The organism is Sphingobium sp. FW306-1B-F04DB (genome assembly GCF_058781925.1).
Window position 1 is genome coordinate 13,491 of record NZ_JBYSXE010000021.1, and the last position, 25,097, is coordinate 38,587.

Annotated in this window: 18 protein-coding genes; 5 read left to right on the forward strand and 13 right to left on the reverse strand. The window is 66.0% G+C overall.

All coding sequences use genetic code 11. The features are described from left to right. Positions 1-138 precede the first annotated feature (138 nt). Both AC3WJD_RS11225 and AC3WJD_RS11230 read left to right on the forward strand, forming a co-directional pair. Positions 139-1,647: an MFS transporter gene (locus tag AC3WJD_RS11225; protein WP_492746719.1), complete on the forward strand. Its 1,509-nt coding sequence runs from the start codon at positions 139-141 to the stop codon at positions 1,645-1,647. Further along, on the forward strand, positions 1,644-2,645 hold the full coding sequence (locus tag AC3WJD_RS11230) for a serine hydrolase domain-containing protein (RefSeq protein WP_492746721.1): 1,002 nt from the start codon (positions 1,644-1,646) through the stop codon (positions 2,643-2,645). The genes AC3WJD_RS11225 and AC3WJD_RS11230 overlap by 4 nt, the downstream gene beginning before the upstream one ends. Before the next feature lie 6 nt (positions 2,646-2,651). Here the strand turns inward: AC3WJD_RS11230 and dacB are convergent, their stop codons facing one another. After that, a complete protein-coding gene (dacB, locus tag AC3WJD_RS11235; RefSeq protein ID WP_492746722.1) occupies positions 2,652-4,106 on the reverse strand; it encodes a D-alanyl-D-alanine carboxypeptidase/D-alanyl-D-alanine endopeptidase in 1,455 nt (484 codons plus the stop codon). Between the two features lie 135 nt (positions 4,107-4,241). On the opposite strand from dacB, the gene AC3WJD_RS11240 reads away from it, so the two are divergent. Then, positions 4,242-6,284: a S9 family peptidase gene (locus AC3WJD_RS11240; RefSeq protein WP_492746723.1), complete on the forward strand. Its 2,043-nt coding sequence runs from the start codon at positions 4,242-4,244 to the stop codon at positions 6,282-6,284. Beyond that, positions 6,281-7,567 (forward strand): amidohydrolase family protein, encoded by a 1,287-nt coding sequence (locus AC3WJD_RS11245; RefSeq protein ID WP_492746724.1) that lies wholly within the window; start codon positions 6,281-6,283, stop codon positions 7,565-7,567. Before AC3WJD_RS11240 ends, AC3WJD_RS11245 begins: the two co-directional genes overlap by 4 nt. Before the next feature lie 21 nt (positions 7,568-7,588). On the opposite strand, the gene AC3WJD_RS11250 is transcribed toward AC3WJD_RS11245, so the two are convergent. The 9 genes from AC3WJD_RS11250 to AC3WJD_RS11290 form a co-directional block, all read right to left on the reverse strand. Then, entirely contained in the window at positions 7,589-8,431 is an 843-nt protein-coding gene (locus AC3WJD_RS11250) for a phytanoyl-CoA dioxygenase family protein (RefSeq protein WP_492746725.1), read from the reverse strand. A gap of 6 nt (positions 8,432-8,437) precedes the next feature. Beyond that, positions 8,438-9,688, reverse strand: a complete 1,251-nt coding sequence (locus tag AC3WJD_RS11255) for a dicarboxylate/amino acid:cation symporter (protein ID WP_492746746.1) — start codon at positions 9,686-9,688, stop codon at positions 8,438-8,440. Continuing rightward, positions 9,679-11,250 (reverse strand): N-acyl-D-amino-acid deacylase family protein, encoded by a 1,572-nt coding sequence (locus AC3WJD_RS11260; RefSeq protein WP_492746726.1) that lies wholly within the window; start codon positions 11,248-11,250, stop codon positions 9,679-9,681. The genes AC3WJD_RS11255 and AC3WJD_RS11260 overlap by 10 nt, the downstream gene beginning before the upstream one ends. Next, positions 11,247-12,236 (reverse strand): N-acetyl-D-Glu racemase DgcA, encoded by a 990-nt coding sequence (gene dgcA / locus AC3WJD_RS11265; protein WP_492746727.1) that lies wholly within the window; start codon positions 12,234-12,236, stop codon positions 11,247-11,249. Before dgcA ends, AC3WJD_RS11260 begins: the two co-directional genes overlap by 4 nt. Continuing rightward, positions 12,194-13,228 (reverse strand): N-acetyltransferase DgcN, encoded by a 1,035-nt coding sequence (gene dgcN / locus AC3WJD_RS11270; protein WP_492746747.1) that lies wholly within the window; start codon positions 13,226-13,228, stop codon positions 12,194-12,196. Before dgcN ends, dgcA begins: the two co-directional genes overlap by 43 nt. Positions 13,229-13,296: 68 nt before the next feature. Then, on the reverse strand, positions 13,297-14,181 hold the full coding sequence (locus AC3WJD_RS11275) for a LysR family transcriptional regulator (RefSeq protein ID WP_492746728.1): 885 nt from the start codon (positions 14,179-14,181) through the stop codon (positions 13,297-13,299). Continuing rightward, a complete protein-coding gene (locus AC3WJD_RS11280) occupies positions 14,178-15,365 on the reverse strand; it encodes a serine hydrolase domain-containing protein (protein ID WP_492746729.1) in 1,188 nt (395 codons plus the stop codon). Before AC3WJD_RS11280 ends, AC3WJD_RS11275 begins: the two co-directional genes overlap by 4 nt. 67 nt (positions 15,366-15,432) lie before the next feature. Further along, the gene (locus AC3WJD_RS11285; protein WP_492746730.1) at positions 15,433-16,251 is read right to left on the reverse strand and encodes a class I mannose-6-phosphate isomerase; all 819 of its coding nucleotides are present in this window, start codon (positions 16,249-16,251) and stop codon (positions 15,433-15,435) included. Positions 16,252-16,277: 26 nt separating this feature from the next. Further along, entirely contained in the window at positions 16,278-17,198 is a 921-nt protein-coding gene (locus AC3WJD_RS11290) for an ROK family protein (RefSeq protein WP_492746731.1), read from the reverse strand. 530 nt (positions 17,199-17,728) lie between these two features. On the opposite strand from AC3WJD_RS11290, the gene AC3WJD_RS11295 reads away from it, so the two are divergent. Beyond that, entirely contained in the window at positions 17,729-18,955 is a 1,227-nt protein-coding gene (locus AC3WJD_RS11295) for an ROK family transcriptional regulator (RefSeq protein WP_492746732.1), read from the forward strand. Positions 18,956-18,968: 13 nt separating this feature from the next. Here the strand turns inward: AC3WJD_RS11295 and AC3WJD_RS11300 are convergent, their stop codons facing one another. From AC3WJD_RS11300 to AC3WJD_RS11310, 3 genes are read right to left on the reverse strand one after another with little or no spacing between them, the layout of a single operon-like run. Beyond that, a complete protein-coding gene (locus AC3WJD_RS11300) occupies positions 18,969-21,290 on the reverse strand; it encodes a GH92 family glycosyl hydrolase (RefSeq protein ID WP_492746733.1) in 2,322 nt (773 codons plus the stop codon). 15 nt (positions 21,291-21,305) lie between these two features. Then, positions 21,306-22,736, reverse strand: coding sequence for a glycoside hydrolase family 125 protein (locus tag AC3WJD_RS11305; RefSeq protein ID WP_492746748.1), 1,431 nt, complete (start codon positions 22,734-22,736; stop codon positions 21,306-21,308). A gap of 37 nt (positions 22,737-22,773) precedes the next feature. Continuing rightward, a complete protein-coding gene (locus tag AC3WJD_RS11310) occupies positions 22,774-25,095 on the reverse strand; it encodes a GH92 family glycosyl hydrolase (RefSeq protein ID WP_492746749.1) in 2,322 nt (773 codons plus the stop codon). Positions 25,096-25,097 lie beyond the last annotated feature (2 nt).

Genomic DNA, 25,097 nt, shown 5'->3' on the forward strand with positions numbered 1-25,097 from the left:
CTGCAACAGTTTTGCCGCGTGTATGGCGCACTCCAATGGCGACCATTGACTGGCGGCACGCTTTGGCCCGACCAAGGCCGCGGGGCCACGCTCGGCCGCAGGAGGTCGTCTGCCGGCATATGCGATGGACATGCAGCGATGAGTGAGGCTGGCGCGGTCACGGCCACGGCGAGTCGGCACGACGTTTCGGCGCTGCTTTCGATCCGCGCGCGCCAGGCGCTCTACATCCTGCTCGGCTTTTCGGCGGGGTTGCCCTTCTACATGTTTTCGACGGTGTTGATGCTCAGGCTGCAGGCGCATGGCGTGGGCCTCGTCATCATCGGCTTCTTCGCTTGGGTGCAGCTGCTGCCGACCTTCAAATTCCTGTGGGCACCGATGCTCGACCGCTTCGACGTGCCCGGATTCGCGCGCTTCTGGGGAAAGCGGCGCGGCTGGATCATGCTGTCTCAGCTCGGCATCTTCACCGCGATGGTCGCGATGGCGTTCACATCGTCGGACACGAACCTCGCGGTGACCGCATTGTTCGCGGTGCTCCTCGCCTTCTGGACCACGACACTCGAGGTGGCGGCGGACGCCTGGCGGATCGAGCTCGCGCCGACCCAGGAGCAGCAGGGCCCGATCGCTGCAGCGAATCTGTGGGGCTACCGCAGCGCGATGGTCGCGGCGGGGAGCGGCGCGTTGCTGGTCGCCGATCGGGCCGACTGGACCATCGCCTATCTCGCAATAGCCGCGGCAGCCTTTCTGCCCTTCCCGATCCTGGCCGCCATGCGCCCCGATCCCGGGCACGGCGGCAGTCGTTGGCCGGCGCTCGCCATTGGTGTCGGCACGAGCGTGCTGATCCTGTTCGCAGCCATGGCGCTGACCGCGGCGGTCGGCTGGGTGGTCCTGGGCGCGGCGGCCAACATGGGAATGAGCGACAAGACCAATGTGACTCCCTATGTGCTTATGATCTGCATGGTGCCGTTCCTGATCATGGCGGCGGCGATACCCAGGATCCGCACCCTGCCAGCAGCGCATCCGCTTCGGCGATCGGCGGCGGTCGGCCCCTATGTCGATTTCTTCTGGCGCTATGCCTATGGCGCGTTGCTGCTGATGGCGTTCGTCTCGGTCTATCGGATGGGCGACGTTCTGGCGCTCAACCTGTCCAAGCCGATGATCAAGGAACTGGGCTATTCGCTGAGCGAGATCGGGCGTGCCGACAGCTATGTGGCGCTGATCGCAAGCATCGTCGGCGTGGGGCTTGGCGGCTGGATGGCTGCGCGCTGGCGCTGGGGCGTGACGCTCTCGATCGGCGCGGTCTTTGCCGCGCTGGGCAATTTCGGCTTTGTCTGGCTGGCGCATCAGACGTCGTCCGAAGCCATGCTCTACATCGCCACCGCGGCGGACCAGTTCGGCAACGGCATGGCGGGCGCGATCTTCGTCGTCTATCTCTCGATGCTGGTGAACCCGCGCTATCCCGGCGCGCAATATGCCTTCCTCTCCGGCTTCGCCTTTCTGCTGCCGCGGCTGCTTTCGGGGGCGGGCGGCGCGATGGCGGTGCGGATCGGCTATGATGGTTTCTTCATCCTTTCGGGGCTGGTGAGTCTTGCCGCCATTCTGTTCCTGCCGCTGATCGCGCGCATTCGGCCGAGGAGCGAGGACATATGATCGACCAGGCATTCGCGCCCGCCGCCGCTGCCGTAGCGGAGGGCCGCATTCCCGGGGCGACGCTGGGCGTGGTTGCGGCCGATGGCCGGCGCTGGACAAAGACCGCGGGCATGGCCGCGCTCGTGCCCGAACCCGAGCCACTGACCGCCGATCACTGGTTCGACCTCGCCTCGGTCAGCAAGGTGATTGCGACGACGATGATGATCCTCGAGCTCGCCGAAGCGGGAAGGATCGACCTCGACGCGCCGCTGACCACCGCCATCCCCGATCTGCGGCAATATGACGTCGCGAACGCCGCCGAGCGAAGGATCAGCTTTCGCGACTGCCTGTCGCACCGGACATGCCTTCCCGCGGTCGAGCCGATCTATACCTATGGCAATGATCCCGTGCGGCTGCGCGCGTTCGTGCTCCAGCGCGAATGGAGGCAGGGGCCCGCGGTCTATTCGGACATCAACTATATCCTTCTCGGCATCGCGATCGAACGCATCACCGGTGCGCCGCTATCCGCCTGGTCGCTCAGCGAAGGGCTGAGCTACGGCCCGCCACCCGGACCGGCGGTCGCGACCGAGCACTGTCAGTGGCGCGGCCGCGCCCTGAAGGGCGAGGTGCATGACGAGAATGCCTCGGCACTGGGCGGGGCGCCCGGCCATGCCGGACTGTTCGGCACGGTGGATGGTGTGCTCGGCTTTGCTGAAGGTCTCCTCAACGGCAGCAGCGCGTCTCCTGCAACGCTTGCCGCGATCCGCACCCGCATGAATGGCGATCGCACCGCCGGGTGGGAGCGCCGTTTTGCGGGGTGGTCGGGTGGCGACGCCTGTTCGGACGAGACGATCGGCCATACCGGCTTCACCGGCACGGGCCTTTGGATCGACTTTGAGCGCGGGCTCGCCTGGACGCTGCTTACCAATCGCGTCCACCCGACGCGCCACCGCGACAGCGGCATCTTCACGCTGCGGCCGGCAACGGGGGATGCGGTGATCGCGGCTTGGGACGGCTGACGTCGCTCAGTTTTCGGCGGCGACCATCTCGAGCACGGCATCCATCGTCGTGGTCGCGCGGATATTTTTGGGAACGTCATTGGCGTAGATGGAGAAGATCAGCTCACGCCCGCTTTTCGCGATCATGTAGCCCGACAGTGCATTGGTTGCATTGAGCGTGCCCGTCTTGGCGAACAACCGGCCTTCCAGCGTGGTGCCGCGGAAGCGTTTGGACAGCGTTCCGTCCACGCCCGCCACGGGAAGCGTCTGGCGCCACGCCGCACCCCAGGGCTGTTCGGCGATCCAGCGGAGCAGCTTCGCCATGCCCCGCGGAGCCACGCGGTTATAGGTCGACATGCCCGAGCCGTCGGAAAAGTCGTAGGCGTTGCGCGCCACGCCCGCCCGCTCCATCATCGCCTGGACTGCGACTACGCCGTCTCCGATCGACCCTGATCCCTGCTGTAGCGCCACGCGCCGCAGAAGCAGCTCGGCGTGCAGGTTCTGGCTCACCTTGTTGATCAGCACGATGTCCTCGCCAAGCGGCGGCGGCGAGAGCGCTGCGAGCACCGGCGCTTCGGGTGGTCGAACGGGTGGCGTGCGCTTGCGGATCTCGGGATCGTCTTCGGGCGCGAGCGGGCGATGCCGCGCCTCGACGTCGCCCGTGACGCGAACGCCGCGCGCTGCAAGCAGCGCCTTCAGGCGCCACGCCGCATAATGAGCGGGGTCGTCGATGCTGAGTCTCAGCTGCTCGGGTTCGGCGCCCGCGACGATCGTGCCAGTCACGCGCACCACATTGCGGTTGGGATCGCGCGCGAATTCGACCTTGGTCTCGCCCGCCGCCACGGTCAGCACGCGGTTGTCGAGGGTGTAATAGGGCGCGAGTTCGACGTGCGCCGACGCGCCCGGCGCGGCGGGCGTGACCGTCATCAACAACTCGTTGTCGTCAACCGTCAGCGCCGAGGTCGCGGTGCCCGAACGCGTGGCGATGTTGTTCCAGCTCATGCCCGGGCTCCAGCGCTCGTCGGGAAAGAGCGTGTCGTCGCCGACGATGTTGCCGACGGTGCGTGTGCGCGCCGCAACCGCGTCGGCCAGCGCCGCAAGGCAGTTGGCCACGCAGTCGGTCACACTTGAAAGCCGCGCGTCGCCCCTGCCGATCAGGACGACATCGGGTGCGCCCGCGCCATTATCGTCGAGCCGTACCGCGGCGCCGCCACGCGCGTCGGGCTGATCAAGCGCACCCATCGCCGCGTACGCGGCGGCGGTGGTGACGATCTTGGTGTTGGACGCCGGGATGAAGCGATCATCCGGCGAGATCGCGATCAGCTCCTTGCCATCGGCGGTGGTCACGACCAGACCGAAGCGCGTCCCCGGTCTCGCCTCGGCCAGCCTGGCCTCGATGCGCCCCTGAAGCGGTGTCTGGGCCGCGGCGGGCATGGCGGCCGCAGCGAGCGAAAGCGCGAGCGTAGTGCGTAGCAGGATCATTCCGCGAGCCTAGTCGCGACCGCGCCCAACGCAATCACCCCGGGATCATTCTGAGTGTTGGCGTGCCTATAACCGCTTGGCATAGCAGGGGAGTTCGCGCTTGCGGCGCCGCGACATGCGCTACAGACAGATAGCATGAAGATGCTGAGGGGACTCTGGCTGATCCTTTGCGCGGCGGGGTTGGCGCTGTCCGGCCCGGCGGCTGCCGATGACCGTGCAACGCTTGCCGAGGCACTCGCACTGCCCGTTGCGAGCGGACTTGCTGGTGCACGCGACGTGCCGCGCTTTGCGTGGGTCGAAAATGTTGCCGGCGTGCGCAATATCTGGACCACCGATCGGGATGCCCCCGCCCGCCGACTGACGTCATACAGCACCGATGACGGCCAGCAGCTCTATGACCTGGCGTTCAGCAACAACGGCAGGCACCTCGCCTTTGTCGCTGGCGGGGACGGCGAGTTTCCCGACGATGACCGGCCCAATGCGGGCCAGGGTGCGGAAACGCCCGCCCAGCAGGTTTTCGTCGTTGCGCCCGATGGCGGCGCGCCCGTGCGCGTTGGCGAGGGACATTCGCCCGCCTTTGATTCGAAGGGTGAACGGCTTGCCTATACCCGCAAGGGCGCAATCTGGCTGTGGCACGATGGCGCTGCGCCGCGCAGGTTGGCCGAGGTGGCGGGTGATGTCACCGCGCTGCAATGGTCGCCCGATGGCGCGCGGCTGCTGTTCGTCGACAATCGCGACGATCACAGTTTCGTGGCGGTGCTCGACATCGCGTCGGCGCGACTGACCTACCTCGCTCCCGGGCTCGGCTATTCTGTAGAACCTGCCTTCTCTCCCGACGGGCGGCAGATCGCTTTCATCCGCTATGTCGATCCGCCTCAGAGCGCGGACGATACGGCCGGGCCCTACTGGTCGATCCGGATTGCCGATGCCGCGAGCGGCGCGGCGCGTGTGCTCTGGACCGCCCCACAGGGCAAAGGCGGCCGCTATTATGGCACGCGCAGCCGTAACCTGTTCTGGAGCAGCGGGGGCGAGATCATCTTCCCGTGGGAACGCAGTGGTTGGGTCCATGCCTATGCGCTCGACGCAACGAAGGGCGGTACGCCGCGCCCGCTGACACAGGGCGCCTTTGAGGTCGAGAGCTTTCTGCTCGATGCTGGCGGGCAGACCCTGATCTACGCCGCCAATGCGGGCGACATCGATCGACGCCATGTCTGGCGTCAGCGTCTTGGCGGCGGCGCGCCCGAGGCTTTGACGCGCGGTGATACGATCGAGAGCAATCCGACTGTGGCCGGCGATGCGCTTGCGGTGATTGCGAGCGATACGGCCAGCCCCGCCCATCCCGTACTGGTCGGGCGGAACCTGAAGCCCCTGGGCAAGGCGGTGGAGGCGCAAGGATTTGTCGCGCCCGAAGCTGTAACCTTTACGGCGGAGGACGGTGTGCAGGTGCACGCCCAGCTGTTCCGCGGTCGCGCCAACGGCAAGCGCCCCGCGATCGTCTTCGTCCATGGCGGGCCGCGGCGCCAGATGCTGCTCGGCTACCACCCCTCGGGCTACTATTCGAACACCTATGCGATGAACCAGTATCTCGCGGCCGAGGGCTACACCGTGCTTGCGGTCAACTATCGCAGCGGCACCGGCTATGGGCAGGCGTTCCGCGAGGCGCGCGACACGGGCCGGGGCGGCGCCTCCGAATATCGCGACGTGCTGGCCGCGGGCCGGTGGCTCGCCGCGCGGGATGATGTCGATGCCGGGAAGATCGGCATCTGGGGCGGGAGCTGGGGCGGTTACCTGACCGCGCTCGCGCTTGCGCGCGACAGCGCGCTTTTCGGGGCCGGCGTCGACCTTCACGGTGTGCACACGCTGCTACGGACGGTGCCCGCTAGTCTTTCCCCCAAGGCGCAGGAGGCAGCGCGCCAGCTTCAATGGGACAGTTCTCCGATGGCGGCGCTTGATCACTGGAAGTCGCCCGTGCTGCTGATCCATGGTGATGACGACAAGAACGTGCCCTTCTTGCAGTCGCTGCTGCTGGCGCGCGAACTTGCAGCGCGGCGCATCGCCTTTCAGGAGCTAACCTTTCCCAACGAACGGCACAGCTTTTTCCGGCACGAAAGCTGGCTGCGAAGCATGGAAGCGGCCAAGGCGTTTTTCGACGAGACATTGAAGGGTGAAGCGAAGTGAAACGCTGGCTGCGCAACTTGCTTGCGCTGGTAGGCGCATTCACCTTTGCCGCCGCAGCGCATGCCGAGCCCGAGACGCTGATCCGCGGCGCGCGCGTTTTCGACGGCACGGGCGCGCCCGCAAAGATCCGCGACGTGCTTGTGCGTGGCGACAGGATCGTCGCAGTCGGGCGGCGTATCCGCGTCCGCAACGCCGAAATCGTCGATGCGAGCGGACTGACGCTGATGCCCGGGCTGCACGATCTGCACGTCCATACACCGCGCGCCGCATTCGAGGGCGCCCAGGCGCTTGCCGACACCCACCGGCCCTATCTCGCGAGCGGAGTGACTTCGATCAACGAATATTCGGTTTCGGGACCGATGCTCGCGCCCATCCGCGCGATCGTGGCCTCGGGACAGGCGGACGCGCCGCATATGGTCCTCGCCATCAGGCTTGGCGTGCCGCATGGCCATGGCACCGAATCCGAATTCACCAATTCGATCACCACGCAGGTGACCACGCCTGCCGAGGCGCATGCCGCGATGAAGCATCTGCTGTCCTCGCGCCCCGATGTCATCAAGGTCTTCGCCGACGGCTGGCGCTATGCGCGCGATGCCGACCGGCCCGATATGGACCTGCCGACATTAAAGACGATCGTCGATGCCGCGCACGCCAAAGGCATCCGGGTCGTGACGCATACGGTGACCCTCGCGGGCGCCAAGCGCGCTGCGCGCGCGGGCGTGGACGCGCTGGTCCATGGCGTGGGCGACGCGCCAGTCGATCGCGAACTCATCCGGCTGATGAAAAGGCACCGGACGGCCTATGTGCCAACGCTCGTCGTCTATGAGCCGAAGCAGGACCGCACACTGCTTGCCGCCGAATGGAGCCGGTTGCGACCGCGCGACCTCGAACGCGAGACGGAGCGCAAGGCGGAACCGGTCGCGCCCGTTCCCGAATATGAATCGCGGCGCTGGCAGATCATGCAGAATAATGTGCGCCTGCTGCGTGCGGCGGGAATCCGGATCGGCATCGGCACCGACACCGGCATTGGCGGTGTCTATCCCGGCCTTGCCGCGCAGCGCGAGATTCGGTTGCTCACCACGCTTGACTTCACGCCCCGTGAGGCGCTCGCGGCGGCGACAACCACCAGCGCGCGCATCATGGGCGCACGCGATCATGGCCGGATCGCCCGCGGTCAGCGAGCTGATCTGGTGCTGGTGGCGGGCCGGCCCGACGAGCAGATCGAGGATCTGTATCAGGTGCGGCGCACATGGGTTTCGGGACGCGCGGTGCGTTTTGACTAACCGCGTTCGGGTGGACGCCAATCACACATAATGCGGTCCGCCGCGATCGCGCAGTTCCTCGTAATGGACCAGCGCGGGCTCTGGCCCCAAGGGTACAGGCTCACCCCCGCGGAACGCCCATTCGCCGCGATCGCAATCCTCGGCGCGGACATAGCCGTTGATATAGAGCCGCCGGCGGTGGCTGCACCGGTTGGTGCCCGATCCATGGACGAGGTAAGGGTTCCACAGCGCGAGGTCGCCCGGCTCGAGCATCACGTCGATCGCGTCGGCGGATGAAAGCGATGCGGCGGCGAGTGCGGCGTCGCTCATCGCGGTTCCGAGCACCTCGGTCGAGCAGTCGAGCCCGAGATCACCCTTGAGATGGCTTGCCGGAATGAAGCGCATACAGCCCGATTCGGGAGTGTGCGGATCGATCGCGAGCCCGGTCTGGACATAGGATGTCGCAAGGTTGCGATAGGCCCATTGAGGCTGCCGAAAGCGCGAATCCTGATGCCAGGCGAAATCGCCCAGCGCGCCCGGCGCCTTCCAGTGAACCTGGTTGATGATCTGCTTCAGATTCACACCGAGCAATGGCTCCAGCAGCCGGGCAAAGCGACGGTCGAGGCGGACCGCGTTCAGAGCGGCGATGTGATAGGACGGCCATTGCACCATCCGCACCAGCGGTTCGCCATCGCCGCCGGGGGTGACGTTGTAGAACAGGTTGCCGTGCCGGAAACTGCGGCCGTGGCACACACCTTCTTCGTGCAGCCGATCGATCGCCGCCCCGATCGTCGCGACCTCCTCGGCGTTGAAGAATCCCCTGATCACCGCATAGCCATTGCGCTGATAGCGGGTCACGAGATTATCGGGATAAGCGTTCGCCATTCTCGCTCAGGCCTCCGGACGTGATCGATATATGGTTTCGTCGAGTTCGCCTTCCCAGCGCGCCACCGTGGTCGCCACCGTCAGGTTGGCGCTGGCGCTGGGTACCGTGCGTGTCATGTCGAGCAGCCGGTCGAAGGGCAGGACGAAGCCGACGACGAGCGCGGTCTGCTCCGGCGCCACGCCGACCGCCGAGAGCACCGCTGCCAGCATGAAGAGTGAGGCCGAGGGCACGGGCGCGGTTCCAAAGGCGGCCAGCGCGCCGGTCAGCAGGACGAGGCCATAGACCGCAGGCGAGAGCGGCGTCCCGAAAGCCTGAAGCGCGAACATGCTGAGCAGACCGACATACATCGCGGTGCCGTCCTTGCCGATGCTCGCGCCGAGCGGCAGCACGGTCGAGAAGATCGGCCGGCTGATGCCGAGATTATTCTCCGCAACGCGCATCGCGACGGGCAGTGTCGCCGAACTCGACGCGGTCGAAAAGCCAACGACGAGCGCGTCGACGATGCCGCGGAAGAAAGGCAGCACGGGAAGCCGCGCGAGCAGCCTCAGGATGAGGTTGTGCACGACCACGATCTGCACGAGCGAGCCGAGCACCACCGCGAGCGCGAGCCAGCCGACATTGACGAACACCGCCGCGCCGTTCGCGGCGACGGCGTTTGCGATCAGCGCGAAGACGCCGAAGGGCGTCGCTTCCATCACGATGCCGACCACTTTCAGCAGCACCGCCGAGGCCGATTGCAGAAGTGCGGCAAAGGGCTTGCCGGCGTCACCCGCGACGACGGTGCCGACGCCGATCAGGATGGCGACGAAGATCAGCGCAAGCATGTCTCCCTTGGCGAGCGCCTCGAAAATGTTGAGCGGGATGATGCCGACGAGCTGCTGATAAGGCGTGACGGGATCACCCAGCGCGTGCGGGGCCGCTGTGCCAAGCGGCGCGCCGACGCCGGGCTCGACCAGCGTTGCGACCGCCATCCCCACCGACACCGCGATCGCGGTAGTGAGGGCGAACAGCCCGATCGTCCGTCCGCCAAGGCTTCCAAGCCGCCGGGGATCGGCGAGCGACGTGATGCCCGCCGCAATGGTGACGAGCACGATCGGCGCTACCAGCATGCGGATCGCGCGCACGAAGAGATCGCCGATGAACGCCACCGATGGCGCCGCCGTCGGCCAGACAAAGGCGAGGACCAGTCCCAGCCCAAGTCCGCCGAGCACGCGTTTCCACAGCGGTATGGCGAACCAGCCGCGGATCATGCGCAGTGTCCCGTGGGCTTGTGTGCCAGCGCACGGCCCGCGGCGCGGCCCGTGGGCTTGCCTCCATCGACCACCACGACGCCGTTCACGACGACCGTTCGCACACCCTCGGCGAGCTGCGTCGGCGCGTCATAGGTCGCGCGTTCGCGATAGTGCCCGGGGTCGAAGATCACGATGTCTGCGAACGCGCCGGTGCGCAGATGGCCCCGCCCCTCGAGCCCGAACGTGTCGGCGGTCAGCGCGCTGCTGCGTTCGATGAATTCGCGCAGCGTCAGGACTTTTTCCGCGACGACATATTTCGCATATTTGCGTGCGAACGACCCATAGACCCGCGGATGGCCGGTCGAGGCGTCGGAACCCGTCATCACCCAGGGACGCTGCATGAAAGCGGCGATGTCCTGTTCGCTCTGATTGAACGATGCCACGCCGGGATCGTGGTCGCGAATGACTGCGATCGCGGCGCTGACTGCATCCCCGCCATATGTCTCGGCGACCTTTGCAAGCGTCGCTCCCTTGTGGTGCCCTTCAGTAATCAGCAGCGCAGCCGCGCCGCCGCGCTTGCGGAGATTTTCGACCATGTCGGTGCGCAACCGAGCCGCAAGCGTCGCGTCGTCGAAGCGCCTGAGCAGCGCGGCACGCCCGCCATCCTGCGCCCATCGGGGCACCAGCGCGGCGGCGAGGCTGGTGCCCGACGCCGACCAGGGATATTGGTCGGCCGTGACCTTCAGGCCCTGCGCGCGCGCGGCCTCGACGATGCCGATGATCGTGTTCGCCTGCCCCTGCACATCGACGCCCAGCGCCTTGATGTGTGCGATATGGACCGGCATCCGTGCCTGTCGCCCGATATCGATGGCTTCTTCGATCGCGGCCTTGAGCCCGATCGAATAGCTCGATTCATCGCGGATATGGCTGTCATAGGTGCCCCCGCGCGATGCCGCCTCGCGTGCGAGCGCCACCACTTCGTCGCTTTTGGCGAAGCTCTGCGGCGCGTAGAACAGACCGGTGGAAAGACCGAGTGCGCCTTCGCACATCGCCCTGGCGACGAGGCCCTTCATGCGCGTAAGTTCGTCCGTCGTCGGCGCGCGGTCGGACTCTCCGATCCCCGACTGCCTGACGGGCCCCAGCCCGACATAGGTCGCATAGTTGATGCCAACCGGCTTCCCGGCCGCCCTGCCCAGCACGCCTGCCACGTCGAGATCGCCGCCGCCGTCGTTGCCGATGAAGGCAGTGGTCACGCCCTGCATCAGGAAGGGCAGAACAAGCCGCTCCTGCGCATCGTCGGACGCAAGCATCGCGCCCGCATGGGTATGCGGATCGATGAACCCGGGGGCAACCACCATGCCGCTTGCGTCGATAACGCGCTTCGCCTGCACATCGGCGCGCGGCGCGACGACGCGGATGCGATCGCCCGTGACCGCAACATCGCCGGCAAAGGGCTCGTCCGAACCGGTATAAACGGTGCCGCCGCGGATCAGCAGGTCCACCTGTTCGGGCGCGGAAGCCGCGCCGAGTGTCGAGATCGCGATCGTGAGCATCGCCGCCGCACGCGCAATCCGCGTTTTTTTCATTCTTCCCCCCAGAAACCTGGCGCCGGCGGCACGAGCATCCCGTGCGCTTCGGCCACGCCACCGGCGCGATCCTCCCGGAGCCAGAGCGGCCCGTCAAGGTCGGCGAAGCCGGAAAGGCGGGCGACATGCAGCGCAGGCGCGATCGAAAGCGACGAACAGATCATGCACCCCGTCATCAGTTGCATCCCGCGCGCCCGCGCAGCGTCGGCAAGGCGCAGCGCCTCGGTAAGCCCTCCGGTCTTGTCCAGCTTGACGTTCACCGCCTGGTAGCGTCGCGCGACGATATCGAGATCGTCGGCCACATGGATCGCTTCGTCAGCGCAGATCGGCACCAGGGGGTTGAAGCTCTCTAGCCATGCATCCTCGCCAGCGGACACGGGCTGTTCGAGCAGCGCAACCCGGCTTTCCAGCAGCATCGCCTGCAGTTTCTCGGTGAGCGGCTGGTCCCAGCTTTCATTGGGGTCGACGATCAGGGCCGCGGCGGGCGCGGCGGCGCGGACCGCGAGGATCTGTGCTGCAGGATCATTGGCGTCGACCTTCACCTTGATCAGCGGCGCATCGGCGATCGCGGCCGCCGCGCGTGCCATCGCATCGGGGGTGTCAATCACGACGGTGAGTGCGGTCGGCAGCCTATCGGGCGACGGTGCGCCGATCATCGCCGCGACGCTCGACCCCGCCAGCCGCGCCTCGAGATCCCAGAGCGCGCAATCGAGCGCGTTGCGTGCCGCACCCGGCGGGAGCAGGGTGAGCAACGCCGTACGATCGGCGCCGTCCTCCACCGCGCCGCGCACGTCCTCGATCATCGCCAAGGCGCTCTCGACGCTCTCGCCATAGCGCGCATAGGGAACGCCTTCGCCGCGCCCGCTGAACGCGCCTTGCGCGATCGTGACCGTGACGACGTCGGCCTCGGTTTTCACCCCACGCGAAATGCGAAAGGGTGATTTCAGCGCGAAGCGGTCGTGGCGGGCTTCGAGACGTCGGGACACAGCAGTTCATCCATGATCGCATCGAGGCCGAAGCGCATCGGATCGGTGCAGGGAAGTTCGAAGGCCAGCGCGGTCTCATCGCACAGCCGCCGCGCTGTTGCCTCGTCCACCGCCGAGGTGTTGAGACAGATGCCGACCGCCCGGACATGGGGGCTGGTGAGCCGCGCCATGTGCAGGTTGAGCTCGAGACATTCACCGAGACCGGGCAGGTCCCGGCCCGCGATACCGCGCATATGCGCGCGGGCAGGGTCGTGGCACAGTACGATAGCCTCGGGTTGCGCGCCGTGGAGAAGTCCGGTTGAAACCCCCGCGAAGGAGGGGTGGAACAGCGAGCCCTGCCCCTCGATCACGTCCCAGCCGTCATCATCGCGTGCCGGCGCGAGTTGTTCGATGGCGCCCGAGATGAAATCGGCCACGACCGCGTCGACAGGAACCCCCCCACCCGCGATCAATATGCCGGTCTGGCCCGTCGCGCGGAAATCCGCACTCTTCCCACGCGCCCGGATCGCATCGACGAGCGCGAGCGACGTGTACATCTTGCCGACCGAGCAATCGGTACCGACGGTGAGCAGCCGGTGCCCGGCGCGGGGCCGGCCATTGCCGACGACGAGATCCACGGGTGGATCGCGCACGTCGAACAACTGCAGCCCGCTGCTGCGCGCGGCTTCGACCAGCCGCGGCTCGTCCCGCAGCCGCTGGTGGAGGCCCGAGGCGACATTCATCCCCGCCTCGAGTGCGGCCAGCGCGTCTTCAATGAGGTCGGGGGCCATGGTTCCACCCGAATTGGCGATCCCCAGCACGAGCGTGCGCGCGCCCGCAGCAGCCGCCTCGGCCATGGTCAGGCGCGGCAGGTTGAGCGTGAGCGGGCAATCGTCATGCCGGAATTCGCCGACGCAATCCTGACGGCGGAAGGTCGCGAGGCCGCGGGAGGTCTTGATCCCGACCGAATCCGTGCTGTGGCCGAGATAAAGGAAAAAGGGTGCTGGTATCATCGTCGCCACGGTAAGCCGCTCGCGCGCCAATCGGGCATAGCGAGTGCGCGCGAGACCATAGCCGCGCGTTATGACCCGTCGATTACCTTGGCCAGCGTCTTGAGAAAGGCCGTGGCAAGTGCCGTCGGCGGGCGGTTGATCAGGAAAAGCGCGTGGACATCGAAGGTCAGGGATGGCTTGAGCGGGCGCATCGCAAGCCCGGGCCCGAGCGAAGCCTGCGCGGTGAAGCTGTCGACCACCGTGAGCCCCACCCCGGCGCGGACGAGCGCGGTCGCGATATAGAAGGTGCGCGCCGACACCGCCTCATCAAGCTCTATCCCGAGACGCTCCAACTCCTGCGTGAAGATGTAGCCGATCGGTCCGCTCGCCGCGACGCTGACCAGTCGGTGGCCGCGCAGATCCGAAAGCTCGAGACGCGGCGGGGCATCGGGCATGTCCTCCTCGCGGTACAGCACCGCGAGTTCGCCCTCGCTCAGCCAGCGACTGCCGACGGGTGCGGTCGGCGGCACTTCATAGGCGATCGCGATATCGGTCTCGCGTTCATAGAGTTTGCGGACGAGATCGTCGTGATGGACGGTCTGAAGGTCGAACTTCACATCCTGGTGCGTGCGCAGGAAGCGTGCGACCGCGATCGGGAGTGCGCCGAGCGCCAGCGAGGGGAGCGCGGAGACGCGGAGCGTCCTGCCCGCGCCGCGCCGCAGATTGCGCCCCGCCTCACGCAGCGAATAGACCCTGTCCTGGATCTCGCGCACCTCTTCGAACAGCATGTGCGCGTCCTCGGTAGGCACCAGCCCTCCATTGGTGCGCTCGAACAATGGAAAGCCGAGCAGCGATTCCGCGTGACGAAGCGTCTTCGATACCGAGGGCTGCGAGATGTTGAGCGCGCGCGCCGCGGCCGTGACCGAGCCGTTGGTATAGACCGCGTGGAAGATTTCGATATGGCGCAGTTTCATCGTTGCGCCGCCTTGGTGTCGCGCGCGAGCGCCTCTTCGGTGGCAGTGAAAGCGGATCGCTTGCCCGCTTCGTCTGCGGGAACATCGGTCGCGAAATAGGCCACGCCGGTGCCGCGCTCGCGATCAATCCACAGCCCCGAGCGCAGGCCATAGGCGTCGCCGGCATGACCGAAACGCCGACGAGCGTCGCCGAACACGTCGTCGCGGCAACCCTTTTGCGAAGTCGCTAGGAAGGTTATCGCCAAGCCGTAGCTGCAGTAGAAACCCGTATTCCCCATCCCCGTTGACTCGTCGCTACCGGTGTCGCCGTTGCTGCCGTCAAAGGTCCAGAGCGGCTGCTCGAGCAGCGCCACCGAACGCGGGCTGAGCAGGGTGACGCCATCGATGCTGCCCTGGCCGAGCAGCAATCGCCCGATCCGCGCAAGCCCGCGCGCCGAAATGCGCAGGCCGCCCTGTGGAGAGAAGATCGCGCCGTTCGTTCCCGGCCGCCACTGCGCCAGGTCGCAGCTTCCGTCGCGCGCGGGCTGAACGGCGCATGTGGGCTTGGCGCCATGATTGTCGTCGCGGACCGGCGCACCCGCGCGATAGAGCACGACCGCGCGCGCGGCGGTTTCGTCGCTGCAGTTCGACCAGTTGTAACAGGCATCGAGCTTGAGCGGCGCAAGGACGAGGCGATCCATCAGTCGGTCGAAACGCTCGCCCGTTGCGCGCTCCATCACCGCGGCGATCACGGGGAAATTGATGTTGGCATAGCGAAAAAAACTGCCCGGCGCATGTTCGGCGTCCCACGCCTTGGGATCGGTCAGCACGCTTTTGAGTTCGGCATCGAGCGGGAGCACATAGTCGATCCCGTCGTTGAGGCCGGAACGGTGCGAGAGCAGCAACTTCAAGGTGATCAGCTGGTCGGGGAAAGCGGGGTTGCGCAGCCGCCAGCCGAGCAGGCCGGAGACATCGGCGTCGAGATCGAGCCGCCCCTCTTCAACCAGTCGCATCACCGCGATTACGGTCACCAGCTTCGAAATGGATGCCACGCGCACCGGATCGTCGGCGGTGACCTTTCGGCGCGAGGCGATATCGGCGTATCCCGACGCCTGCGCAACGACTTCGCCCTCGCGATCGAAGGAGACGCGGACAGTGGCAACGGGGTCGGAAGCTGCAGCGAGCAGCATGGCGGTAAGCAGCATGACGCCAGACTAACCAGAAGGCGCCGCCCAGTTCAATGCGCGACAATCGAACCGGCGCTCAAGTGCCTCATGCCGCTCTAGCGGGAATGAACGCGATCAACGCGTCCACCGCATCCTGTGTCGTGACCGCTGACTGATCGTCGATCAACCAGCATTCGCCGGGGAGGAACTCGAGTCCATCGACCGTACCCCTGCCGCTCAGCGGGAGGAACCAGATCTGGTCGCTTCCCGTCAGCTGCAAGGTTTCGCCGCCCCGCCAGTGTTTCAGATCGACCTGGAAGGGTGCAACATCGGTCGAAAGAAGTCGCTGCTGCGTGCCGAGGGGCCCATTCATCGCGGGTTGATCATATGGGACGAGCTTGCTCACCGCCCTTCCCTGCTCGAGATGCAGCGCACGCGGACGGCCATAGTCATAGAGCCGGTAGGTGATGTCGGCGTTCTGCTGAATCTCTGCCAGCACGATATCGGCACCAATGGCGTGAACAGTTCCGGCAGGAATGAAGAAGAAGTCGCCCGGCCGCACGGGCTTCCAGTCGATAAGCTCCTCGATCGACCCGTCGCGGGCCGCAGCCTCGAATGCGTCCTCCGTCAGCGCATCTCTGAAGCCGATGCCGAGCACGGCGCCCGGCGCGCAATCCAGGATGTACCAGCACTCCTCCTTGCCGCGCGCCATGCCCGCAGCGCGGGCCTGGGCGTCGTCAGGGTGCACCTGGATCGAGAGCCGTTCGCTGGTGGTGATATATTTGACCAGCAAGGGATCCTTATCGCCTTGCGGCCCTTGAAAATGGACCTCGCCGATGCGTCTGCCCGCATGATCCTGCAGGAAGGAGGGCAGGGTCGTGCGCCCCCAGGGCTTTTCAACATAGGTCGCATCAAGTCTCGGCATTCTCGCCACCTTTGCTCTGCCGTGGCCTAGCCGACGGCGCAAGGAGTTTCGGTCGGATCACTTTTCGCGGCACTGATCGCGAGAGCGATCGATCCCAACGGCCCGGCCTGTGCGAGCAGGCGCGGCGCGACGACATAGTCCGTGCCCTCGGGCAACTGCATATAGCCCCCCAGGCTTTGAACCAGTGCTTCGTTGATGCGCCCGATCAGGTGCGGCTGGCTTGAAAACACGCCGCCTCCGATCGCAATCCGCAGCGGCCCAGTTCCGCAAACGAGCGAATGGCACATCGCCGCAAGCGCGTCGACGATCGGCTCCCAGACCGGATCGTCTGACGCCACATCGGCAGGCGAACGCCCGGCCAGGCGCGCCGCGAGCGCTGTCCCCGACGCCAGCCCTTCCACGCAGTCGGAATGATAGGGACAGGCGCTGGGCGCGGTGTCGCCGGGCCGGCGGGGCACACGCATATGCCCGATTTCGCTGTGCCCGATGCCGCGCGTCGGCAGGCCGTGGACGATAAGCCCGACGCCGACCCCCGTGCCAACAGTGACATAGGCGAAATCGCGCAATCCCTGCCCGGAACCCCAGAGCATTTCCGCGATCGCGGCGCCATTCACATCGGTATCAAAACCCACCGGGACCGCGAAAGGCGCCGAGAGCGTGCCGAGCACATCCGCATTGCGCCATGCGAGCTTGGCCGTGGCCAGAATGCGCCCATGGCTCGCTGACCCTGGATTGAGGTCCAGCGGCCCGAAGGACGCCAGCCCGAGCCCGGCAAAGCCGCGTTCCTCATGCCACTCCCGCAATATGGCGAGAAGGGCCGGCAACGTCTCGTCGGGCGACGTCGTTGGTACCGTGCGCTGATCGAGTATGGCATCCGGGCCATAAGCGAAGGTGCATACGCATTTGGTGCCGCCGAGCTCGACACCGGCAAAAGGAAGATCAGCCATGGCCGACATCGGACGTCCAGTCTCGCTCACGATCGCTTATCTCGCCCCCGCAGCGACAAGCACCGCCAACAGAATTGTCGTCGACAAGCGCGCGCCAGGCCCCTCGACCCAGGCATTCGTGCGAGGATAGGCATTTCGCGCGCCGACGGGCGCCCCATATGCGCAGAAAGCTGATCCTGGCGGCATCTTCACGCTCCTCCCTCTTTGCAGCGCAAGCCCTGTCGAAGCTCGCATTCGCGGCTTGTCTGGGCCGCGATGATAATTAATACATTAAATTGCATTATTCAATTTCGGATGCAACCCGACATGATCGGATTGAGCAAAAAGCAACCATATGAACCGCGCAAAGCGGGTCGCGACGCGTGCTGTCCTGTCCTGAGGGCCCGGAACTGCCCGGCCGTTGTACTGAAACCATTGACGACTGAACCATAAAGGTGGGAAGCCGACACATGGCGACGAACAGCAGCGACATCTCCCGGCAGGACCGGGCAGCGGATTCCGGGCATCCCTCTTCCAGCGAGCCCCACAGCATGACGACGTCTTCCCATCGCGATCGTCCGCGATTGTCGGGCACGAACCTGGAACGCGCGGCCGATCACAACCAGCGGATAACGCTGCATGCCATCAGGGTGGGCGGATCGCTTACGCGGGTCGAATTGGCGAACATTACCGGACTGACTGCGCCCGCCATCGCCAACATCACCAAGCGCCTCCTCCAGGAGGGCTTGATCGAGGAAGCCGGCCAGCGGCGCGGGGGTCGCGGCCAGCCGCCAACCAAGCTCGTCATCCGGAGCGACGCCTGCTTTTCGATCGGCATCAATATCGATCGGGATCACATCACGATCGTCCTCGTCGATTTCTCGGGGCAGACGCTCGCGCGTGTGACCGAAGAAGTCGATTATGCCCTGCCTAACGATGTGCGGGCGCTCTACCAGCGCTCGATCGCCGGCATGCTCGAAGCTGCCGGCGTCGACGCAAAGAAGATCGTTGGAATTGGCGTTGCCGTGCCCGACGATCTCGGCTCGGTGGAATTGCCCGGACGGCCCGCCGCCTATGCGCAGTGGGAGGGCCTCGGGATGGAGGCGCTGTTCGCCGAGCCCTACCACCTGCCCGTCTTCACCGAGAACGACGCCGCCGCGGCCGCCATGGGCGAGATGCAGCTGGGCCTTGGCCAGACCATGAACAGCTTTTTCTACATCCTGGTTTCCTCGGGCCTGGGGGGCGGCCTCGTCGTGGACGGCAATTATGTGCGCGGCGCCGACGGGCGAAGCGGCGAGATCGGCTTCATGCGCACGCATCGCGCCAACGGGCGCGACGAACCATTGCAGAATATGGTCTCTCTCTCGGCGCTGGCCAGGGAACTCGCGGCGCAGGGCTTCCCGCTCGCCGAGGCGATGTCGAACGACGCGCCGTCCGCGGCATTGAGTGCCTGTATCGATCAATGGATCAACACCGCGGCCGAAGAGCTTGTCGAACCACTCGCGGCCGTGAATTGCCTCGTCAATCCGGCAGCCGTGCTACTGGGCGGACGGCTGCCCACATATCTGGTGGAGCAGATCGCCGACCGGGTGAACGCACGCATGGAAGACATGGCGACCAAGCTACCCGCGATCGCGCCTGTCGTCCGGGCCGCCCTGTCCGAAGATGCACCGGCAGTGGGCGCCGCGATCCTGCCGTTCAGCCATTTCCTGTTGCCCAAACCCGGCGCGCTCTGGAAGGCGCCGCGCGGCGCAGGCGCGGCCATCATCGGCGCGTAGCGAGCCACCATCTTCAACCAGGCGCGTTGCCGAACGAGGGTGGGCGGTCCTTGATGGCTGCGCCGAACGAGGACGGGCGCGGCCCCATTTCGAAGAGTAGCTCGCCGCCCTTTGCGAGTTCGGCATGGCTGATCCAGTTGCGGCTGTAAGGACGACCGTTCCAGCGCACCGACTGGACATAGGGGCTGGCGGGGCCGTTGCCCGTCGCGCGGATACGCAGCGTCCGGCCGTTGCCGACCCCTACCTCCGCCTCGTCGAAGAGCGGAGAGCCGAAGACATAGGCCGCGCTCACCGGATCGACCGGATAGAAGCCGAGCGCGGAGAGGATGAACCACGCGCTCATCTGGCCGCAATCATCATTGCCGATCACGCCGTCGGGCGCCGCCTTGTACATCTCGGTCAGCAACCGGCGGACCATCGCCTGCGTCTTCCACGGCGCGCCGCAATAGGCATAGAGATACGCGGCGTGCTGATCGGGCTCGTTGCCATGCGCGTACTGGCCGACCAACCCCGATATGTCGGGCGGCGCATTGTCGGGCAATGTCGAGGGCGCGTTGAAGAAGCCGTCGAGCTTCTTCTCGAACGCCGCGTCGCCGCCGAACAGCTTTATCTGGCCATAGATGTCGTGCTGGTTGAGGAAGGTCGTCTGCCAGCCATTCGCCTCGGTGTAGTCGCGGTGCTTCTTGGGATCGTGGCCGATCTGGATCGGGTCGTAGGGCTCCCACCATTTGCCGTCAGAAAATTTGGGGCGCGCGAAACCGATCGAGGCGTCGAGCACGTTGCGGTAGTTGAGGCTGCGCTTGCGCAGCGTCGCGGCATCCTCATGCGCGCCCGCGGCCTCCGCGAGCACGGCCATCGCCCAGTCGTCATAGGCGTATTCCTGCGTGCGGCTGACCGATTCCCAGACCTTGTCGGCGGGGATGTAACCGAGGTCGTAATAATAGCCGCGGCCCAGCGAGCTGTCGCTGTCCTTGAAGTCGCGATCGAAGGCGCGGCGGCGGATATTGGGCCATGCCGCGGCATAGTCCGCCTCGATCCCCTTCACCTTCGCCTCGGCGAGCACGACGACCGAGTGCCAGCCGATCATGCAGCCTGTTTCGACGCCCTGAAGCGGCCAGACCGGCGGACCATAAGGGCTCTGGGCGGTGTGGCGGATCAGGTCGCGCGTGAACATCGCCGCACGCTCGGGGCGGACCAGCGTCAGCAGCGGATGCAGCGCGCGATAGGTGTCCCAGAGCGAATAGGTGCTGAACGCGGGCGAGCCCTCGGGCGTCTGGTGCACCGTGCGGTCGAGGCCGACATAACGGCCATCGACATCGGTGAAGAGCGTCGGCGCAAGGAAGCTGTGATAGAGCGCGCTGGCGAGTATGGTGCGCTGCGCCTCGGTGCCGCCCTTGACGCGGACGCAGTCGATCTCCTTCGCCCAGATGCCGCGTGCCGCGTCGCGGGCGCCGTCGAAATCCCAGCCCGGTGCCTCCTTTGCGAGCGCGGCGCGCGCGCCGCTCACGTCGACCGCCGAGACCCCGGTCTTGATGAGGATCGGTTCGCCGCCGGCATCGTCGAAGAACAGCGCGACCTTGAGGCTCTTGCCCGTGATCCCCGTCGCCCCCTTGGCTGCGGGCGCGTCGCCATCGCCGAAGAACTGGACGCGATCGGGGCGACGCGAAAGCTGCATCGCGAAATGGATGTGGCGTCCCTTGGCCCAGCGGTTGACCTGCCGGCTGCCGGTCAGCAGCCCGTCGGCGCCAAGCGCGAGCGATGCATTCTCGATCAGCGTACCCTTGTCCCATGTGTCGAGGATCATGTGCGCGAAATCGATCAGGATGTGCCCCGGCCCGTTCGGGAAGCGGTAGCGGTGGAGGCCGCAGCGCTCGGTGACCGTCAGCTCGGCGAGCACACCGGATTCGAGGCGCACGCGATAATAGCCGGGCTCGGCATGCTCGTCGGAGAAGCGCTGGCGATAGCCGCCATCGGGATTGTCGAGCGCCCCGGGCACGAGCTCGAGCTTGCCGCGCGTCGGCACCACGAGCACGTCGAGCATGTCGCCGATGCCCGTCCCCGAAAGATGCGTGTGCGAAAAGCCCATGATCGAGCTGTCGGTGTCGTGATAGCCCGAGCACGCATCCCAGCGCGCATTGTCGGTGTCAGGGCTGAGCTGCGCCATGCCGAAGGGCAGCGACGCGCCGGGAAAGGTGTGCCCGTGGCCGCCGGTGCCGACGAACAGGTCGGGCTTTCCGGGCATCGGCGCCTGCGCCCATCCCGTGCGCGGGGCCAGGCCGGCGAGCGCGGCAAGGCCGGTTCCCGCCAGCATCTGTCGGCGGTTGGTACGCAGCATGCTAGTTTCCTCTCGTCAGATACGCGCGGTGATCATTGCGGGCTTGCGGCGCTCGAGATCGAGGATCAGGTCGCCGAACAGGCCGTTCGCCCAGGCGAACCAGCTCCGCGTGAACTTCGTCGGATCATCCTTATGGAAGGATTCGTGCATGAAGCCCGTCCCGCCATGCGTGTCCTTGAGCCAGCGCACGCATTGCAGGATCACGGCGTCATCATCGCTCAGCAGCGCGCGGGTGATGATCGACATCGGCCAGACCATGTCCATGCCGACATGCGGCCCGCCGATCCCTTCGGCCGCGGTGCCCGAGAAGAAATAGGGGTTACGCGGGCTCCACGCGAGCGCGGCGGTGCGACGATAAAGCGGATCGTTGCGCTCGGCCGCGCCGAGCAATGGCAGCCCCGACAGGCTCGGGACATTGGCGTCGTCCATGAAGATGGCGTTGCCATAACCATCGACCTCAAAGGCCCAGACCTCCCCGCCTTTGCCGTCGGGCATCTTCCCGTGCGCCTCAAGCGCCTGCCGCACTTCGCTAGCCAGCGCCTCGCAGTCGCGCGCGGCCGCATCGTCGCCGCGCGCCTCGCGCAGCACGGTTGCGAGCATGCCCAGCGCTGACACCGCGAACAGGTTGGACGGGATCAGGAACGGAAACACACACGCGTCGTCGGAAGGGCGGAAGCCCGAATGGATCAGGCCGACCTTCTTCGTCGGCGCGCCATAACCGCCGAACATCAGCGTCTCGGTCGGCGAGGGATCGACGCGCTGGAAATGATAGCCGCCGGGTCCATCCTTGCGTTGCTGCTCGCGAAGCGTGGCCACCGCCACCGCCATCCCCTTCGCCCAGAGCCCATCGAACGGCGTCTTGTCGCGCGTCGCGGTCCAGTAGGCATGCGCGAGGCGCATCGGATAGCAGAGCGAGTCGATCTCCCACTTCCGCTCGGCGACCCCGGGCTTCATTTCGGTCTTGTCGTTGATCGCCGACAGGTTCGACTTCGCCGCCGGATCCCTGGTGTAGGCGTTGGCATAGGGATCGATCAGGATGCAGCGCGCCTGACGCTGCAGCGCGCCGTGGAAGAGGCGACGCAGCCCGGCGTCCTTCGGCGTCAGATGGACATAGGTCTGGAGCTGCGCAGAACTGTCGCGGAGCCACATCGCATCGATATCGCCCGTGATGACGAAGGTGTCGGGTTTGCCGTCGACCTCGCCGAGAAAGACGGTTGTGTCGAGCGTGTTCGGGTAGCAATTCTCGAACAGCCAGGCGAGCTCGGGGTCGGCGATCTTCGACTTCACCCGCGCGATCTCGGCCTCGACGGCCTTGCTCGTGAAGCGTCGCTTGTCCTTTGGCGGACGCTGGGAGACGCGCTGCTGCGCGGCGGCGGCGCCCGGAAGCGCGGTTGCCACGGCAAGCGCGCCCGCGCTCGACAGCACGTCGCGACGGCTAAGATCGATCACACATTCTCTCCCGTTGATTGGCTATGCCGCGCCGTCATTGCTTCGCCGGCGCGCTCATCGAGAAGGGCGCCGCCGCCTTGGTACTGCCCCATTGCTTGTTGGGCTGCGGGCCCATCACGAAGTGCAGCGTGCCGCCCTGTTGCATAGCCTCGCGCGAGAGCCAGGTATTGTCGTGCGGCTGGCCATTGAAGGTGACCGACTGGATATAGACATTGTCGGGGCCGTTGTTCTCGGCCTCGATCGTCAGCGTCTTGCCGTTGGGCAGCGTAAGCTGGACGTTGCGGAACAGCGGGCTGCCGATCGCATACTGGCCCACCGTGGGCGTGACCGGATAGAAGCCCAATGCCGAGAAGACATACCAGGCCGAGGTCTGGCCATTGTCCTCGTCGCCCGGATAGCCGTCGGGCGCGGACGAGTAGAGCTTATCCATCACGTTGCGGACGTGATACTGCGCCTTCCACGGCGCGCCCGCCCAGTCATAGAGATAGATCATGTGCTGGATCGGCTGGTTGCCATGGGCGTACTGGCCCATGTTGACGATCTGCATTTCGCGGATCTCGTGGATCGTCTGGCCGTAATAGCTGTCGTCGAACAGCGGCGGCGTCGTGAAGATAGAATCCAGCCGGTCGACGAAGGCCGTGTCGCCACCCATCAGGTCGGCGAGGCCCTGAACGTCCTGCATCACCGACCAGCTATAGTGGAGCGAATTGCCCTCGGTGAAGGCGTCGCCCCATTTCAGCGGGTTGAAGGGCGTTGCCCAGCTTCCGTTCTGGTTGCGCCCGCGCATCCAGCCCGACTGGGGATCGAACAGCTTGCGGTAATTCTGCGCCTGCGCCGCGTATTTCTTTGCGTCCTCGGTCTTGCCGAGTGCCGCCGCCAGCCGCGAGAGCGCGAAATCGGCGGTCGCATATTCGAGCGTGCGCGCCGCGCTCTCGTTGATCCCGACGTCATAGGGCACATAGCCGAGCCGGTTGTAATGCTCGACACCCTCGCGCCCGACCGCGGTCAGCACCCTGCCCTTGTCGTCACGCGGACGCCCCTCGGACGTGGTCGCATTCTTGACCATCGCTTCGTAGAGCGTCTCGACATCGAAGCCGCGAACACCGTTGGCATAGGCGTCGGCGATGAGGATCGCCGAGTTGGACCCGATCATCACGCTGCGATGGCCGGGGCTCGCCCATTCGGGCAGCCAGCCAGACTGCTTGTAGGTGTTGACCAGCCCCTGCATGATCTGGCTGTCGAGCTCGGGATACATGAAGGCGAAGAAGGGGAAGACCGCGCGCCAGGTGTCCCAGAAGCCGTTATCGGTGAACATCGGGCCAGGATGCACCTTGCCGTCATAGGGGCTGTAGTGGACGGTCTGGCCCTTGGCGTCGACCTCGTGGAAGGTGCGCGGGAACTGCAGCATGCGGTACAGCGCCGAGTAGAAAGTGCGGCGATTGTCGATGTCGGGATCGGTCACGCGGATGCGCGACAGCTCCTTTTCCCATACCGCGCGCGCCTTGGCCTCGGTCTGCTCGAAACGGTCGCCGCCGACCTCCTGCGCGAGATTGCGCTCGGCCTGCTCGAGGCTGATGAAGGAGGAGGCGACCTTGATGCCGACCTGCTCGCCCTTCTTTGTCTTGAAGCTGACGACCGCTCCGACATGCGCGCCCTCGCTTTTGGGCGCGTCGTGCAGCTGCCAGTTCTGGTCCCAGGTGCGGCTGACGGTGAAGTCGTGATCGAACTCGAGCACGAAATAGTTGTGGAAGTTCGCGGGCACGCCGCCGCTGTTGTTGCGGACATAGCCGGTGATGCGCCGCCGCTTCGCGTCGACCGTCACCATCGAGCCTTCGTTGTACGCATCGAGGATGATGTGCGCGTCGTCGCTTTCGGGGAAGGTGAAGCGGAACTGCGCGGCGCGGCTGGTCGGCACGACCTCCGCCGTCACGTCGTAATCGGCGAGATACGCCTTGTACTTGTAAGGCCGGCTCTCCTCGGCCTTGTGGCTGTACCAGGAAGCGCGCTCGTCCTGCTTGATGCGCAGCGGACCTGTCACCGCCATCAGCTCGAACGCGGCATAGTCGTTCATCCACGGGCTGGGCTGGTGGGTCTGCTTGATCCCGCTGATCTTGTGGGCGTCATAGGTATAGCCCCAGCCATTCCCCATCTCGCCCGTGACGGGGGTCCAGAAGTTCATGCCCCACGGCACCGCGACCGCGGGATAGGTGTTGCCGTAGGAGAGCTCGAAGCTCGAATCGGTGCCCATCAGCGGGTTGACCAGATCAACCAGCGCTTCCTGCGGCGCCTCTTGCGCGACCGCCGGCGCCGCCAGCGATGCGCCGGTTGCCAGAAGCGCCAGCAATGCACCACGCAGCT